The sequence below is a fragment of the Pseudomonas triticifolii genome, assembly GCF_014358015.1.
Classification (GTDB): domain Bacteria; phylum Pseudomonadota; class Gammaproteobacteria; order Pseudomonadales; family Pseudomonadaceae; genus Aquipseudomonas; species Aquipseudomonas triticifolii.
Window position 1 is genome coordinate 1 of the sequence record NZ_JACONV010000038.1, and the last position, 17,553, is coordinate 17,553.

General features: G+C 57.8%; 10 protein-coding genes, 1 pseudogene and 1 riboswitch. Of the genes and pseudogenes, 2 read left to right on the forward strand and 9 right to left on the reverse strand.

What is annotated here, in order from left to right:
• The first annotated feature begins 270 nt into the window (after positions 1-270).
• Positions 271-2,097 (forward strand): AAA family ATPase, encoded by a 1,827-nt coding sequence (locus H8S56_RS24730; RefSeq protein ID WP_187519980.1) that lies wholly within the window; start codon positions 271-273, stop codon positions 2,095-2,097.
• Positions 2,098-2,182: 85 nt separating this feature from the next.
• Here H8S56_RS24730 and H8S56_RS24130 read toward each other — a convergent pair whose 3' ends face one another.
• Entirely contained in the window at positions 2,183-3,553 is a 1,371-nt protein-coding gene (locus H8S56_RS24130; protein WP_235986863.1) for a tyrosine-type recombinase/integrase, read from the reverse strand.
• Between the two features lie 44 nt (positions 3,554-3,597).
• On the opposite strand from H8S56_RS24130, the pseudogene H8S56_RS24610 reads away from it, so the two are divergent.
• Positions 3,598-3,735 (forward strand): annotated as a pseudogene (locus tag H8S56_RS24610) (LysR family transcriptional regulator); the annotation flags it as partial.
• Positions 3,736-3,820: 85 nt separating this feature from the next.
• On the opposite strand, the gene nhaA reads toward H8S56_RS24610, so the two are convergent.
• The 8 genes from nhaA to recC form a co-directional block, all read right to left on the reverse strand.
• The gene (gene nhaA, locus H8S56_RS24135; protein WP_187519981.1) at positions 3,821-5,017 is read right to left on the reverse strand and encodes a Na+/H+ antiporter NhaA; all 1,197 of its coding nucleotides are present in this window, start codon (positions 5,015-5,017) and stop codon (positions 3,821-3,823) included.
• 264 nt (positions 5,018-5,281) lie between these two features.
• Positions 5,282-5,629: a DUF190 domain-containing protein gene (locus H8S56_RS24140; RefSeq protein WP_024689394.1), complete on the reverse strand. Its 348-nt coding sequence runs from the start codon at positions 5,627-5,629 to the stop codon at positions 5,282-5,284.
• Between the two features lie 10 nt (positions 5,630-5,639).
• Positions 5,640-6,023, reverse strand: a complete 384-nt coding sequence (gene crcB / locus H8S56_RS24145) for a fluoride efflux transporter CrcB (RefSeq protein WP_024689395.1) — start codon at positions 6,021-6,023, stop codon at positions 5,640-5,642.
• A 139-nt stretch (positions 6,024-6,162) separates the two neighbouring features.
• Positions 6,163-6,223: riboswitch (Fluoride riboswitch) on the reverse strand.
• A gap of 242 nt (positions 6,224-6,465) precedes the next feature.
• Positions 6,466-6,852: a VOC family protein gene (locus H8S56_RS24150; RefSeq protein ID WP_024689396.1), complete on the reverse strand. Its 387-nt coding sequence runs from the start codon at positions 6,850-6,852 to the stop codon at positions 6,466-6,468.
• A gap of 1 nt (position 6,853) precedes the next feature.
• Complete coding sequence (locus tag H8S56_RS24155) at positions 6,854-7,867, reverse strand: isopenicillin N synthase family dioxygenase (protein WP_187519982.1); 1,014 nt, start codon at positions 7,865-7,867, stop codon at positions 6,854-6,856.
• Positions 7,868-8,220: 353 nt separating this feature from the next.
• Entirely contained in the window at positions 8,221-10,314 is a 2,094-nt protein-coding gene (gene recD / locus H8S56_RS24160; protein WP_187519983.1) for an exodeoxyribonuclease V subunit alpha, read from the reverse strand.
• The gene (gene recB, locus H8S56_RS24165; protein ID WP_187519984.1) at positions 10,311-14,003 is read right to left on the reverse strand and encodes an exodeoxyribonuclease V subunit beta; all 3,693 of its coding nucleotides are present in this window, start codon (positions 14,001-14,003) and stop codon (positions 10,311-10,313) included. Before recB ends, recD begins: the two co-directional genes overlap by 4 nt.
• Positions 14,000-17,476, reverse strand: a complete 3,477-nt coding sequence (gene recC, locus H8S56_RS24170) for an exodeoxyribonuclease V subunit gamma (protein ID WP_187519985.1) — start codon at positions 17,474-17,476, stop codon at positions 14,000-14,002. Before recC ends, recB begins: the two co-directional genes overlap by 4 nt.
• Positions 17,477-17,553 lie beyond the last annotated feature (77 nt).

Sequence of the window (17,553 nt, forward strand, 5' to 3'; positions counted from 1 at the left end):
ACGGGGGAACTGGGCTGCCCGAGCGAGCGAGATGTGGCTGACGGGTGCAAACCATTTTCGATTCGGCGCTGTTCAGGTACCTCTTCTACCGCCCCAATGCTTATGCGCAAAATCTGAGAAAGCGGGCACGAGGAAGGCCAGCAGAGAGCAAGATATAACCACCTTTATTCAGCATACGCAGAAGGCCACTATCATCGGTGCAGCCTCGCAGTCCCACTGGTATGATGGCCTCCAGAACCTCAACGGACTGTATGCCAGCAAGGAAGATATGTGTCGAAACTTAAATCGATCAAAATTAGACGTTTCAAACAGCTCAATGAGATTGAGATTGAGGTTGAAGACACGACAGTTCTCATCGGAGCTAACAACGCCGGTAAAAGCTCAGTCCTACAAGCCATCCACTTTGCAGTATCAGTTGCGCAGACCGCCAAGTTGGTTGGGGAGGGGGTCAAGTGGGGCAATGACAGATTTGAACTATCATTTAACCCAACGCAACTTCTCTACGCACCGGTCGCAGATGTCTTATCTCTGGCCTATGGAGGAAGCCTTGCCGAGTCGGCATCGAAGCAGATCGAAATCGAGTTAACTCTCAACGACGAAACTAGTTGCCTAGTTACAATAAGACGCGGTCGTAACAGAAACATTCAGATAGCACTACAAGGTCGTACTGTTGGCGAACTACTAATGGATTTTGACCGCCCCTTCACGGTCTATGCCCCCGGATTAGCGGGAATAGCCAAAGAGGAGCGCTACATGTCTCCGGGTGTTGTAAGAAGGGTGGTTGCACGTGGCGATGCCAATCTGGTACTTAGAAACGTCCTCCTAATGATGAAGGACGATCAAAAACGTTACTGGGACCAGATCAGGACAGATTATCAAAAGGCCCGAGACGCCTTTGATAAAAATGAAGGCCCTCGTCCGATACCGCCCTACGTGCAACTTCGCGAGAAACCGGGTTCGTGGAGCAGATTCTTAGCTGATATGCGTATACTCTTTCCGAAGCTACATATTGAAATTGAGTTTGACCGTCAACGCGACGAGACAATTAACGTGTATTTCAAGCAAGGAAATGGGCCGCGGTTGCCGATCGACGCGGCAGGAACATCAATCCTTCAGGCTAGTCAAATTGTGGCTTACGTCGCCCTCTTTAAGCCACAAGTTCTGATCTTAGACGAACCAGACTCGCATCTCCACCCTAACAACCAAAGAGCTCTATGCGACCTAATCACACGCATGGCGTCGCTACGGTCCTTTCGCGCACTCATTAGCACTCATTCACGACATGTGCTTGATAGCCTGAGAGATCGAGCGAAAGTTGTATGGATGAACTCTGGCATAAAAGTCGATTATGACGCCGTCACGACACCCGCCATGTTACTTGAACTCGGCGCGCTTGACTCCGTCGACTACTTCACAAACGGCCAACTCAAGTGCCTCTTTGCCACTGAGGACAGCAAAAAAGAGTCAATTCAGGCGCTGTATGCTCTATTAGATGCGAATGGGTTTCCATTAAAGGAAGTGGATGTTCGTCCTTATTCTGGATGTTCAAAGCTAGACGCAGCGAAGGTCTTACGATATTTTTTATTAGACAAAGCCCCAAATGTTAGGTTCGTCTTACATCGTGATCGTGACTACATGAGTGCAGATGCGGCACAGAAAATTGAGGAGGGCTTGAAAGAGATTGATGCACATCCTTTTATTACAGCACACAGCGATGTAGAGGGTTACTTCTTACAGGCTGCACACATTGCCGAGCTAAATCCGACCATCCCCCAGATACGCGCACAGGAACTCATAGATAAGGCTACTGAAGATACCAGAGCCAGTTCGATTGAGGCCCTAATTAATATTCGTACTGAGGCTGCCATACGAAATCGAAAAGGCGGCCCCCCTCACAATGCTGGTGAACTCGCCGCACAAGCCGTGTCTGACTACGATTCCGATCCAAGCCAGTGGCGTCGAGGAAAACGAGTACTTAGCGTATTGCGCTCATTACTAAACCAAGAGCTCAAAGCGCACCCTGTTATCTTGAAAGCAACCAAGCACTTAGCTGTGCCTGAGCTTCAGCAAATCCGAGCGACGATCTGGCCGAACTAACATGACCGCCATCACGCCGCACGGATGAAATCAAATATCCCAGACTCAACCAGCTCAATCGTCAAATAACTATTGAGCTGGTTAGTTAATTCAGACCGTCACTAATGAAAAGCATTTTGAGTACATCAGCTATAGTTTCAACAGACACACCAGAGCCATATACATCGAAAGTAACTGTTCCTGAAGAATGCCCCATCACCGCCTGTGCATAAGTTGTTGGAGTTCCTTTGGCCTGCATCAGGGAAGCAAGCGAGTGACGCAACGAGTGGAACACCAAACCACGCTCATAGGAATCTCCAAGGGCCGCTGGGATAGCCTGTTGATTAGCCCACTCGCCTGCCGGTCTGTAACCGATTTGCGCCAATGACTCCGACCCACTGAGCTTGCACGCTTCGACATACCTCAGGAAAGCTGCAAGGTCGAATCCATAAGCACCATCCGTTAAAGGCACCATCCGCTCGCTACGTTTATTTTTGATGGACTTTCCTTCACCAGCCTCATTGATGTGAATTGCTGAAGTCCCAGACGCAAGGACATGAATGTCTCCCGTGGTTAACTGGGAGATTTCGTTGAGACGCCCGCCAGTGATGATGCCTAGACTCAGCAGCCAGCGCTTCCATGAGGTTTCAGGCAGCTTGTTAGCGTACTGCATCAGCTTACCTACCTGCTCCTGAGTAAGCGCCTTGCGGCTCGACTCTAGGCCCTTGGTGAATTTGAGTTTCTTGTCGAAAGCCTTTTCTAGGTGGCCGTTCGCAACAGCCCAATTCAGGACAGCCGAGAGCTTCATTAGCATCTGATTAACCGTTGAGGGTTTGCGTGTAGTAGCTAGCTGGTCCCTCAAGGAAATAAGGTCTGCCCGCGAGTGCATCCTCAAGTCCAGCGACCCTAACGCAGAGCAGAGAACTCCATGCGTGAACTTGGTGCCACTCAGCGTATTGGCCTTCTGCTCACCTGCCCGATCATCCATGTAGAGACTGGACAGAACCTCGAAAGTCATCGCAGGCACTGTCGTCGGTTGAGATGAGGAGACGCCACCCACCAGTTGCAACGAGCTGGAAGGGAAGGCCTCAAGGTTTGAAGAACCACTCTCACCATCTGCATGCAGCGCCCCCCAAGCATGCGACGACTCCCCTAAACGTTTAGGCCCAAGTACCTCCGCCGAGACCGACAAGAAATGCTCCCTCAGCTCAGACCACAGAGCCGTTGGGTTCTCACGGTGGAACGCCCTGATGAATCCCGATAGCCGATCAGAAGCATCCAGAGCGGCCCTTCTGTTGCGGGTCTTGAGGGAGACAGAAGCGGACTCGGCGATGCTGCCTGTCGCCCGCAGACGCAGGTAGTAAATACCATTGCGCCGATAGTGATATGGCACAGCGAGTCTTGTGGTCGGCCCCTGAAAAGCGAGCAGATTTGTGACAGTGGTTGTGACAGAAGATCGCGGTGAAGAGAGGTTCATATCGGTTAAGCCCCGTATTCATTGGGTTAACCTGAATTCCTTGAAAATTCTGGATGTATTGCCGGGAGGATTTACGCAAATTGAAGCGGATTACGGTGTTGTGGGATTACATCCGGGAAGTCACTGAGCTGAATCGCGCGGTGTTTCTGGGCGAAACGCAGGATCTTCGGTTTGCTGATTGATAGCGTGCAAGGAGAAAGTAGCGATCAAAGATAGGCATATGAAATATGCCTATCTCGATCAGACGCTGGCACGCGTGCCCCCGGATCAGCGGCGTTTAGCTCTCAAAAGGACAACAACCCCCAGAATCGCGGAGAGAATAGAGCCCATCAGCACCCCGACCTTGACCTCATCAACCAGGTGCGGGCTGTTTGGAAATGCCAGCGCCCCAATGAACAGACTCATCGTGAAACCAATCCCGCACAAGAGCCCGACGCCGTATAGCTGAAGCCAGCCGCACGCCTCGGGAAGTTTCGCCAACCCGGCACGAATAGCCAACGCTGACAAACCAAACACTCCGATTTGTTTGCCCAGTATCAGCCCCAAGGTCACCCCTAGAGGCACCGGGTCGATCAGGTTGCCGGGAGAAATACCTGCGAGGGAAACGCCAGCATTGGCAAAACCAAAGATGGGCACTACGGCAAACGCGACCCACGGATGTAGTTTTTCTTCCAGATGAAGAAGCGGCGACGTGCGCTCATTGTTCGAGTCACCCAGCGGAATGCACAGGGCAAGAATGACACCGGCCAAGGTTGCGTGAATACCGGATTGAAGCATGAAGAACCACAGCAGCCCGCCCGCGACGAGGTAAGGAAGGAGCCTTGTCACGCCACAACGGTTAAGCACGACCAAGAATACAATCACGGCGAGGGATGCCAAAAGCATGCTGATGGACAAGCCACTGGTGTAAAATAAGGCGATGATGAGCACTGCGCCCAGGTCATCAAGGATCGCCAAGGCAGACAGGAAGATTTTTAACGAGATAGGTACGCGTTTTCCGAGCAGCGAGAGTACGCCCAAGGCAAAGGCGATATCAGTGGCAGCAGGAATGGCCCAGCCGCCTAGCGTTTCACTATTGCCCCAGTTGATGACGATGTAGATCAGGGCAGGTACCAGCATGCCACCCAGCGCAGCAAAACCCGGAAGCGCACGCTGACTCCAACTCGATAACTGGCCGACCAGCATTTCACGCTTGATCTCCAATCCCACCAACATGAAAAAGATAGCCATCAGGCCATCATTGATCCAATGCTCAATCGAGAGACCCGCGACGTTGACGTGCAGCGTGGCGAAGTAAATGTCAGCCCAGGGCGAGTTGGCGATGAGGAGCGCAGCGAAGGCGGCGGCCATGAGTATCAAGCCGCCCGCTGATTCAGCGGCGAAAAAACGGGAGAGGAATGCGAGGGCAGACGGTGATGCACGATGCTCGTCGGCGTTTTCCCGACGTGGATGATCCAGGCTCATAGGCACGGTAACTCCACGCGGCGGCCCGACCTGCGCTAAATTAAACCTGCCCTCCCGCGTTTTGCGGTGACACCCATTGGCCCGATTGTACACGAGCGAGGCCTCGTGGTAATCACGAGGCGACGTGCAAGTATCATTGGATTGAGCGCTTCATCATGAAGACATCCAGCAGGATCGGCTGATTGATCACCTGGCCAACGGATACGGCACCTGTACCTCGCAGTGCTGTCCTCTCGGCAGTATCCGTATGGCTCATGCTTACAATCAGGAAGGTGTAGAACCGTCCAGGCCGGAGAAATTCTTCCCGAGGGTACCCATTTCGATGGGAGTCTTCGTGAAAAACACTGATATTTCCTCAGCATCCAGCCGCTCGAACAGTCTTGCAGACTCCTCCTCTGTAACCGCTAATCGAATCTCCATGGGTTGATCCGCCAACTCGAAAAAGTGCGATGAATGCAGCTGTCCGGTGTGCCCGAACCCTTCGATTCCTGCGCAGAGTGTGGCACCGCGCAACCCCATTTCTTTGGCCACGTCGACAATCCATTCGCCAAGCATCTTTCCCTGATAGCGACGGTTCTGTTGAGTAAAGAAAACGACCATAAAGCCTTTCATATTTACCACCTCAGCGAGTACCGATTAATTGATAGGACAGAAGCCCGGCGGCAGTCATCGCCAACGAACCCATAACGTGCAATGAAATTGAGCCGAGTGCCCACAGCAGTCTGCCTTGCTGAATCAAAACAACCGTTTCGGCTGAAAAGGTGGAAAAGGTGGTGAGGCCACCACAGAAGCCCGTGATGATCAGGAGGCGCCACTCGGGACTAAGGGTAGGAGACGCCGCCAGGAAGGCTATCGCCAGGCCAATGATGTAACCGCCCACCATATTGGCGACCAGGGTTCCCGGAGGAATGGTTGGGAATAGCGCGTTCAGCTTGATGCCCAATAGCCAGCGTAACCAGGCACCCAGTGAGGCGCCAACAGCGATGACAATCAAGGATTTCAGCATAGCGAACGCTCCCCCAAAGACCTCAAAGGCCAGATAGACGGAGAGCAAGGGCAGCGAGGCGGAGCGAATTGGGAGAGTAGGTTCATATCCTGTCCTAAAATATGGACAGGGCACGCACGAGCCTACGCACCCTGTCAGGGTTCACGTAGGCATCATCAGCACAAGGCGGTTTAAGGAGGAATGCCATCTCCTGCGCAAATCCTAAAGCATCACTTTAGGGACAGCAAGAACCTCGCATACATCGGCTTTACGGCCTGAGTGGTCGCGTCTTTCATGTCGGCTATGAGCCTACTCCTTGAAATCGAGAGGGCATGCGAGTTTTCCAGCCTGTGAAGTGTCCGGCTTTCCGGTACACCTGAACCCGGAGTTGTCAGGTTGCTTGCCGCTCTTATGACTGAGCGGCAAGCAGTCAGTTAGCCGTTTGATGCGCGGCAGCAACCTTTCAGAGCATGACGTTAATCCTGAAAACGTTCAGTTCAGGGTCCAGTAGCACTGCCTGATACCAGTTGTAATACGTCAGATACGGCTCCTTGATCAGCTTCGCTCCCTGCGCGACCGCCAGTGGCACCAGCCGGTCCACTTCGGCTTGATCAGGTACATCAATGTTCAGCAGGAACTTGCATCCGGTACTGCCCGCAAACGCCTCAAGACCCAGCAACTCGTAAGCCTCCAACGCGTTGAAACCGATGCAGGTCTTGCCCGTATCCAGTCCGCGAAAGATCGGCGATCTGATCGCCTCGATTTCGCGGAAGCCGAACAGGTTCGAGTAGAACGCGCTCAGGCGAACAATGTCCTGGGCGAACACGTTGACGTAAGAGAGTGAGTTCATATCAGGCCACCTTGCTGCCGCCGAAGGTGGTCTGTTTGACGAATTTGGACAACAGGTGATCGCCTGATGTCACCGGTGCATGCCGAGGCGTGGCACCGGGCAGCAGGCAACCTGGCAGGCACTCGATCAAGGTGTCGTAGTTGGGCTGATGGAAAAACACCAGAGACTGACGGCGGTTGTCCTGTTCACTGGTCATGGGCGGATTGACGACTCGATGCAACGTGGAAATCCACTGATCGTTGGTCCACTGCATCATCAGGTCGCCAATGTTGACCACAAAACCATTCTCGACATACGGCACATCGACCCACTCGCCCTTCTGGTTGCGCACCTGCAAACCGCCCAGCGCGTTATCGGGACGCACGATCGTCAGGCTGCCGTAGTCGGTGTGCGCGCTGGCACGTAACTGCCCCGCCTCGACTTCGGTTTTGATGTCCGGGTAACTCAGGCTGCGGAACATGCTGATATGCCGGTCAATCCTGTCATCGAAAAAATACTCGTCCAGCTCCAATGCCAGGGCAAACAGCCGCATCAACGATTGAGCCAGTTCGCTCATCGCGTCGAAGTAGGCTTGATAAGCCTCTTTGAATCCAGGCAGCAGCGCCTGCGCGGGCCAGACATTGGGTGCGAAGTGCGAACCGGCTTCGGCGTTGTGATAATAATCTTCATCGGGCACATGGCTCGGGCCGATGGAAAAAGACTCCTTGAGATCCCCCGGCGCACTTTCTTCCAGCGAATAGGACAGACTCTCCTCGGCTATCGCGCTGTAACCGCGCACCATCTCTGGACTGGGTCGGTCAACCTTGCGTTTTTCAGCCAATGGCAAATCGAAGAACTGCCGGGTCAGGCGCGAGACCCGTTCTATAAGCTCTTCGGGAATCTGGTGTTCGGTGATCACCAGAAACCCGATGTCCTTACACGCCTGATTGACTGCCTGCGCCACGGCTGCCTTGCCGTCCGGTTCTCCTGAAAAATACGGGGCCAGGTTAATGATGGGCACATACTGCAGAGTCATACGGCTGATTCCTCTCGCTGACATGTTGCGTGAAAGGTTCACCGCCAAGGGTGAAGGTCAATCAGGCGAGAGCAGAAACCATGCCACTGGAGAAATTCGTAATCCAGACAAAAAGTTAGCTGTTTAGACCGATCAGTCCGGATCAAATGGTCTGAAACAGAATGCATGGTTTAAATGCGCCGTTACGAAAAACGGGCCAGAACTGCGCACATTTTTTAACCACAGGCTCACAGAAGACCCTGGCAAAAGCACAACGGTGGGAGGCAGCTCGCCGGCGATGGCATCCGTTCAGACACTGATACATCGTCTGGAACACCGAATCGCCAGAAAGCCGCCTGGGCGCTGAGCCTGCTTCAAAGCCCCAACATCAACCCACTCAACCGCTTCACCTTGCGCCGCAGGGCCTCTTCGAACACGCCCTGCCGTGGCTCGATCAAACTGAACCAGTGCTTGGCGCGGGTGATGCCGGTGTAGATAAGCTCCTTGGTCAGCACCGGGTTCAGGGCCTCGGGGAGGATCAGGGCGGTGTGGGCGAATTCGGAGCCTTGGGATTTGTGGACGGTCATGGCGTAGACGGTTTCGACCTCGTTGAGTCGGCTGGGCAAGACGAAACGTACGCCGCCGCTGCCGTCGTTACGCGGGAACGCGACGCGCAGGACTTGTTTGTCCTCGCCTTCACGCTCTGGCAGGCGCAGGGTGATGCCGATATCGCCGTTCATCAGGCCCAAGCCGTAATCGTTGTGCGTCATGAGCACGGGTCGGCCTTCGTACCATTGCTGCTCGCTTTCGATCAGGCTGGCGTTGAACAGCGCGTGAGTGATGCGCTGGTTGAGGCCTTCCACGCCCCACGGGCCTTTGCGGACGGCGCAGAGCAGTTGAAACGAATCGAATGCTTCCAGAACAGAACGAGCCCATAAGGTCCAGCACGCGTCATCCAGCGAGAGGCCTTGTGCCGGACGCTCATTCGCCAGCACGCTCAGGTAATGCCGATAACCTTGCGGCCCCTGCTCGCCCTGGCCAAGGCCGTCCAGTACAAGGCGTTCGAACTTGAGGTCCTGCTCACCCTTGAGCGCCAGGGCGAAGAGGTCGCGGTGGCTGCCGGCTGCCAGCAACGCCCGCGCCTGCTGATCCTGTTGCTGGTTGACCAGACGCGCCAGTTGCCCGATGCCGCTGCCCTGTCCGAATCGACGCGAATGACGCAGCATCACCACTTGTTGCGCCAGCGGGTGCTGTTGCGCATCGCCCTGAAGCAACCCACCCTTGTCCAGTTGCTCGCCGCTGACGGCTTCCAGCCAGGCCTGGGTTTCAGGGCTGTAGAAACCCTCTTCGGCGTCGCGACACAGGTCACCCAGCACCGCGCCCGCCTCGACGGAGGCCAGTTGATCCTTGTCGCCCAACAGGACCATGCGCGCATGCGGCGGCAGGGCGTCGAGCAGGTTGGCCATCATTTCCAGGTCGATCATCGATGCTTCGTCGACCACCAGCACGTCCAGCGGCAAGGGGTTGCCTGCATGATGACGGAAGTGTCGCGTGCCGGGACGACTGCCCAACAACCGGTGAACGGTGGTGACTTCGGCGGGGATTTTCTGTCGCACCTCAGCGCTGACGTCCAGGCCCTGTACCTGCTGGCTGATGGACTCGGTCAATCGCGCAGCCGCCTTGCCGGTCGGAGCGGCCAGACGAATGCGCAGCGGCTGGCCGCTCTGCACGGCAGGCGCTTGCAGCAGCGCAAGCAGACGCACCACAGTGGTGGTTTTACCGGTTCCCGGGCCGCCAGTGATGATGCTGAACGCCCGGCGAGTGGCCAGTGCGCAGGCCAGTTTCTGCCAGTCAATAATGGCGTCCGACGCGGGATTGGCTTTGCCGAACAAGGCATCAAGACGTTGAACCAGATCCACTGGCGGTGCTTCATCCTGCGCCAGACGCTGACGCAATGCTGCAGCGATCCGGCGTTCGTAAGTCCAGTAACGACGCAGATACAGGCGGCGGTCCGACAGCACCAAAGGTTTTTGCAGCGCTTCGACGCGCGTGTCTCCTGCGCTGGCCACCAGAGTGCTGCCCGCCAGCGCCTGACACCACGCCGCGCCCTCCAGCGCTGCCAGCAACTGCGAAGGCAGGAGCATCGGCGTGCTTTGCAGATCACCTTCCGGCGGCAGGGACAGCGCGAAGTCAGGCTCTTTGAGTGTCTCGTAGAGGTCGAGACATACGTGGCCGTGCCCCAATTGATGGCTGGTCAGCGCAGCGGCGACCAGCACCAGCGGATCGGCCTGTGGATCCAGCTCACTGAGGAACGCCACAAAGGCCCGGTCCAGTGCGCGCAACCAGCCGCGCTCGACCCAGCGTTCCAGCAGAATCAGCAAATCCTGAACGCGGATCAGCGGGCTCAGGTCTGCGAGGCTGATGTCGCTCAGTGCGGTGGGCAACAGCTCTTCGAACGAGCGACTCATGCGAAGGCTCCTGACAGTTCCTGGGGTAACGGTTTGCCTTGGAACAGCAGGTCCAGGCTTTCGATGAGAACGCGCGGCGGCCGGTTGAAGTACACGCCCTGAGTGGACGATCGGCTGCCGCGCAGGAAGACGTACAGCGCGCCACCCATGTGCTGGTCATAGTCGTAATCGGCAAGACGCGCCTTCAGTTGCCGATGCAGGGCCAGCAGGTAGAGCACGTACTGCAGGTCGTAGCGGTTGTCGAGAATCGAGGCTTCCATCGCCAGCTCGGTGTACGCCGCATCGTCCGGGCCCAGCCAGTTGGATTTGTAGTCGGCGACGTAGTAACGCCCTTCGTGCTCAAACGTCAGGTCGATGAAGCCCTTGAACATACCGTTGAGCGAGACAGTTTCGGTGGCGGCGCGTGGCGCGTTGTTGTGGGTAAAACGGCGCACGAGGGTATCCATCTGCTTCACATCGACCTGGTTGCTGGCGAACCAGAACTCCATCTCGACGCGGTATTGATTGGGTTGATCCAGCTCGCCCAACGCCACCGGCGCGGCATCCGGTGCTAAGTGCAACGGCATGTTCAGTAAATGCTGCAACCAGTCGCGCAAGGTATTGATCCAGCCCTCCCAGCCGCGACGGTTGCAGCGACGGGCGACCGCATCCTCAAGACGCTCCGGGTCGTTGGCCGTCAACGCAAACCCTTCGGTCCCCGCCCATTCCAGCAGACCGTGCAGGAAGGTGCCGGGGTTCGGCCCACGCGGGAAGCGATGGATGTCACCGCCGCTGGCCGGTACGTCGCGAGGCGCTTCGGGGTCCAGACGTTCGTCATCGAACAGCTTCTGTGCCTGCGGGCTGTCCGGCGACTGGTCGGCACCGGTCGTGATCGTGTCGCCGATACGCAGCGCGCTGTACGAGGCGATCCACCAGTTTTCGGCAGCACGTCGCTTGGGCAGCAGCGGCTTGAGCAGTGACGCCTCATTGCGCGGCGCACTGAAACGCTCGAGGGTCGGTTCGGGCACCGGTTCCAGCGCAATGACGTCCCGGCCTGCCTGCAGATCGCGAAGCCATATTTTCAGGTCCGCCGACTCGGCAAGCACCGCACCGCCGCCCAGCAAATAACCGAGCGCCGAACGGTGCAGCATCGAGCTGTTGGCGTTGCCTCGCTTGAGGTCGGCGACGCCCAGCCAACAGGCGTGCTCCGAGCGGGTCAAGGCGACGTAGAGCAGGCGCAGGTCTTCAGCGAGACGTTCGTCATCCGACTGTTGAATCAGTGCCTCGGTGGGCTGCAGGCTGATCTGCGCGTTGCCATCGGCATCGTGAAACTGCAGTGGCAGGCGGCTGCCATCCACCGGCTTGGAAGAGCAAATGAACGGCAGGAATACCAGCGGATACTGCAAGCCCTTGGACTTGTGAATGGTCACGACCTTGACCAGTTGCTCGTCGCTTTCCAGCCGCAGGATCTGCTCTTCGCCTGCCTGACCGGACAGCGCCAGATGATCGCCGAGGTGACGAATCAGGGCCTGCTCGCCATCCAGCTCGGCAGCGGCCTGTTGCAACAATTCGGACAAGTGCAGCAGGTTGGTCAGCACACGCTCGCCATCGGTGCGCGTCATCAGTGTCTGCGGTAAGGCAAAGTCATGCAGCAGGCGGCGCAGCATCGGCAATACGCCCTGCGTGCGCCAGACCGCGCGATAGCCACGGAACTGCATGACGCGCCGTTCCCACGCCAGTTCGTCCTGATTCAGACGTTCCAGCTCGGCCAGCGACAGATCGAGCGTGATACAGGCCAACGCCGCCCGCAGCGTGCGCTCTGAATCGGGTTCTGCACAGGCTTTGAGCCATGACAGCAGGTCATGGGCTTCCTGTGCAGCAAACACCGAATCCTTGTCCGATAGATAGACGCTGCGCACACCGCGCGCCGAAAGCTCGTTGCGCACGGCCTGCGCTTCCTTGCCGTCGCGCACCAGAATCGCGATATCGGCGGGACGCAAGCCACGCAATACCTTGTCTGGCGTGGCGAACCCGGCACGTCCTTGCTGCCCTGCGTTGAGCAGACGCACGATTTCACTCGCGCAACTGGCCGCCAGTTGTTGACGGTAAGCCACCCCGGATACCGGCTGATCGCTTTGCAGATGCCAGACCGTCAATGCTGCGAGCGTCGCACCATCAGCCTGTAGCGTCTCCTTGCGCCCTTGAGCCAGCGCATTGGCAAACGGCACAGGATTATGCTCGCCGTCCCGGAACAGAAATGCGCCGCGCCCTTGAGCACGCAACTCGGCCCGTTCGAAGACATGGTTGACCGACTCGACCATCGCATGACTGGAACGGTAGTTGGTGTCCAGCGTGTGCCAGCGACCCGAGGTCGCCTGGCGGGCGCGCAGGTAGGTGTAGATGTCGGCGCCACGGAACGCGTAGATCGCCTGCTTGGGGTCGCCGATCAGGAACAACCCGGTCTGTTCGTCGTTATCTTCGAGGCGATAGATGCTCTCGAAGATGCGGTACTGCACAGGGTCGGTGTCCTGAAATTCGTCGATCAAGGCGACGGGAAATTGTTCGCGAATCAAAGTCGCCAGCCGCTCGCCGCCTGCGCCGCGCAAGGCGCTGTCGAGCCGGAGTAGCATGTCGTCAAACCCCATTTCTGCGCGACGACGCTTCTCTTCTTCAAAGCGCGTACTCACCCACTGCGCAGCGTGTTGCAACACGGCAGCATCGGGAGTCGGCAAACCGTCCAGCGCCGCCTTGAGTTCAAGCATCGCCTCGAAAGCCGGGTGCGAAGGCGCATCGCTTTTCCAGGCTTCGGCGATGCCATCGGGTGTCAGCCGGGTGAAACCGGTGCCAAGGTCCAATGCCTCCTGAGTCTCGTCAGCGGCCCAGGCCGCGAGTTTCTCGAACCAGGGTTTGAAATAGCGTTCCTGCATCTTGCGACCGTCGACAATCTTGCGCGCCACGCCATCCATGCAGATGGCTCGCAGCTCGGCCGCCCAGACGGTCCACGGCGCCTTGAGTGCGGCCAGCGCCTGACGACGCTCCAGCAGAGATGCAGCGATCAGCTCGGCAGGCTCTTGAGTGCCGATATTGCGCTCACGCCCGAACAGACCCCGCACGCGGGGTAACAATGCCGCCGGCCCGCTCCAGTTCTCGCGCACCCAGGTCAGCGCGTCGCCACTCATGGGGTAGCAGAAGCGTCGCCAGTAGTCGCGCAGCACTTCGCCGAGCAGGTCGCTGTGATCGGTTTCCAGCGTCTGTGTGAACAGGCTGCCACTGTCGAAGGCGTGCTCGCGGAGCATGCGCTGACACCAACTGTGAATCGTCGAAACCGCGGCCTCGTCCATCCACTGCGCGGCGATGTCCAGGCGGTTGGCACAGGTCGGCCAAAGCTCGGCGCTGAATTGCTCGCGCAGCTCGGCGATCAGGTCATCGGGCGCGTCGATTTCGTCACGAAAGAATCGCGCAGCTTCGGCCAGTCGGGTGCGAATCCGGTCGCGCAGCTCTTTGGTCGCGGCATCGGTAAAGGTCACCACGAGTATTTGCGGCGGCAGCAATTCGCGACCAAAGCCTGATAATTCGTCGCCATGGCCCAGCACCAGACGCAGGTACAGCGCCGAGATGGTAAACGTCTTGCCGGTGCCAGCGCTGGCCTCGATCAGTTGGCTGCCACGCAACGGAAAACGCAGCGCCAGTGGAAGCGTCATGTCGTTCATGCACTCACCTGCGCGCTGGAAAGCGATTGCCACGATGCTTCGTAAATCGGCTTGTAGAGTGTCTCGCACCAACCGACAAATTCTTCGCTGTCCATCAAGGCGTCGAAGTCCGGGTACTGGCGGGCCAACGCGGTACTTTCCCGACGCTCGCCGTCGGTGGTCTGGCCGTCGCCTTCATAGGCTTTGCGGGCGGCAGTTTCGGCTTTGTCCAAAGGTTGTCCCAACCAGGCGAATGCGGTTTTCACAGCAACCGGTAACGGCTGTTGCATGCCGCGCAGCCAGGCCGTCAACAGATGATTAAGGGTCGTGACAGCGGCGTCTTTTTCCAGGGGTGCCAGCATCAGGGTTTCATCGCTGGCCACCAGTGCGGTACTGAGCGGCAATTCACACGCACAGGCAACCAGGTGGTTGACCCACGGCCGAATCAGCCGATGCCATTTGCGGGTCTTTTTTGAGCCGATGCTGTTGGGAATCACGGTGACCAGCAACAACTCGCCCTGGGCGTTGCGATGCAGACCGCCAAGCCAGCTGTCGATACTCACGCCGCCGTGGCTGAAGCTGATCGGCAACGCGCTGCTCAGCGGTTCGGGCCACAACGTCAACACGTCCTGATAACGTCTGAGCACGTCGGGCAACGGCTCGATCAGCTCCTGCTGCATGCACGTGCCGAAACCTGCCAACGGCAGCAGACCGCTGGCTTGTAACTTGTTTGCCTGAGCCTGGAGCGCGCTGTCGATATTGTCCGGCTGCGCCATAGCGGCGTTGAGCAGGCTGTCGCTGAGCCCGTAACGCTCCAGCGCGTCGAGCACGAAAGGCTCTTCATCGGCCAGCGGCGCTTCGGCCACCTCGAAGTAGATTTTCAGACGCTGACTGAAAAAGTGCTTCACGGGATTGCGCAGAAAGTCCTGCACTTGAGCGATCGTCAGCGGCTCGTCTTGCTCATGAGCTGACAGAGCTGTCTGGACAGGTATGACGGCATCGGCCTCGTGCAGCAATCGCCATTCGCGGGCAAAACTGAAATAGCCGGTGCCCTCATGAAAGTAACTGGCGCTGAACGGTTGCAGCGGATGCTCCAGCGTCAGTGCGTTCAGCAGCCGCTCACCGTCATCAAGCTTGCCCGCACCATCTGGCTCACCTGCAAGCTTCCAGCCGCTGGCCAAGTGGTCACGCAACTGCCCGATGAGCACCGATGCGGGACGATCACTGTTGTCACGAATGCTGCGGCCGACCCAACTGATGTACAACTGATCGCGAGCTGACAACAGCGCCTCGAGCAGCAGATAACGGTCGTCTTCACGTCGAGAGCGATCACCGGGGCGGTAGTCACTGCCCATCAGGTCGAAGTCCAGCGGTGGCTGTGCTCGTGGGTAATCACCATCGTTCATGCCCAACAGGCAGACCACTTTGAACGGGATTGCGCGCATGGGCATCAGCGTGCAGAAATTCACCGAGCCTGCCAGAAACCGCTGGGACAGACGGCCCTGATCAAGGCCAGCCAGCCAGGCTTCGCGAACGACCGTGAGTGGCAGCTCATCAATGAGACCCACGGCTTCGCAGGTCTCCAGCCAGTTCTCGCGCAGGGTTTCGAGCTGGGCGAGCAGGTAATCGTCGTGTTCGCTGTCGGCAACGAAAAAGAGTTGCAGGACAGCTTGCAGACGAGCGCCCCATTGAGCCGGGGTGGCCGGTTTCGAAAGCTCGCCATGAGCGGCCTCAAGCGCGTCGATCAAGGCGACTAGCGGACCAATCAATGCGGCATCCAGCCCACCGATTTCATCGTAGGGCTCAATACCCTCATAAGCGGCACCGGCACCTACCGCATAGCCAAGCAACATTCGGCGCAGGCCGAAGTGCCAGCTGTTCTGTTCCAGCGCATCCGGCAGACCCAACCCTGCGCGTTGCGGCGCATTGAGGCCCCAGCGAATGCCTGCGCCTTCAATCCAGCGGTGCAGGGTCGGCAGGTCGCGTTCCTGAATCCGAAAGCGTGCACGCAGAGCCGGGACGTCGAGCAGGTCGAGAATTTCGCTGACCGGAAAGCGGCTGTCCGGCAATTTCAATAAATGCTCGACAGCGATCAGCAAGGGTTCGCGGCCACGTTGCCCTTGGTCAGCCAGTGTGAATGGAATAAAGCGGCGGTCTTCGCGTTCTATCTGTCCGAATACCGCTCGGATGTGCGGCGCGTAACTGTCGATGTCCGGGACCATGACAATCACGTCACGTGGACGCAGATCCGGATCACGACTGAAACGGGCAAGGAGCTGGTCATGCAACACCTCGACTTCCCGCTGCGCGCTATGGGCCACATGGAAGCGAATGGATCGGTCTTTCAGAGCATCGATGGCTGGCCAGAGCTCGCGGGTTTCATCCAGAGGACGTAGTTCGAGGATGTCGTCCTGCAACTGGTTCAGAATATTCCTGGGTTCGCTTTCGCTGAACAGATCGATGCGCTCGTCCTTGAACGAGGCGCGATAGCTGCGCGGGTCATCATGGCTGTCGAGCAGGTTGATGTAGTCGCGACCCTGCTTACCCCATGCGGCAAGCAACGGGTGCGCATGCTGGTGCAGCGCCTCGGGGTCCAGGACCATCGGCATGCCGGTCTTGCGCGCCTGCCGCTTGTATTGATGGCGCAGCAAATCCTTGTCCGCGACGATATCAGCCCAGTGGTGACGACACGGGTTGTGGACACAAAGCAACACCTGGCTGAATCGGGCCAGCCCGGCGAGCGCTTCAAGCGCCTGTGCGGGGAGTGACGAAATACCGAATACGATGACGCGCGCGGGCAGCCCGGCAGGTGCCTCGGTCAGCGTGCTGATGCGCTCAATAAAACGTTGGTGAACGCCGGCACGACTTTGTGCCATGCCTTGGGCACCGACGTCATGCAGCAGCGCTCGCCATAACTCTGCCTGCCAACAGTTGGAGGCGGTCAGGGGTTTGGCTTCGCCTCTGCCATTGCGCAACTGGTGACGTCCGGCAGCCCAGTCTTCCAGCCAGTCGGCGCGGTATACCTGGTATTGGTCAAACAGGTCCGACAGCCGCTCCGACAATTGATAGCGCTTGCGAAGGTCAGTGTCTGCCGTGAGAAAGCGCTGTAGCGGCTCGAAGTGCGGCTGATTGATGAGCTCGGGCAGCAGACGCATCAGACGCCAGGTCAGCGGGCCTTTGTCGAGCAGAGAGGTTTCGGGGATTTCGTCTCGACCCAGGACTGTGCGGTAAAGCTTCCACATAAAGCTGCCGGGCAACTGGACGTCGATGGCTGCCGCAATGCCGCATCCGCCTAAATCGTCGTCTAGAGCATCCTCAGCCAGGGCCAGCTTGAGCCACTGGGCAATCCCGTTGCTCTGTACCAGCGCAATCTCGTTCTCCAGAGGGGCCAACGGGTAACGCCGCATCCAGGAAACAACCAGACTGCGCAGTTCATCCAGGCGGTTGCCATGAACCACCATGAAACCAGCGCTCAGCGAGGTTGTAACGGGCATGCTTGCTTCCTTGACGTTGACGACGTGAAACCTGAGGCCAAACCATAAGGGCAAGCGCACTGGAATGCCACACACAA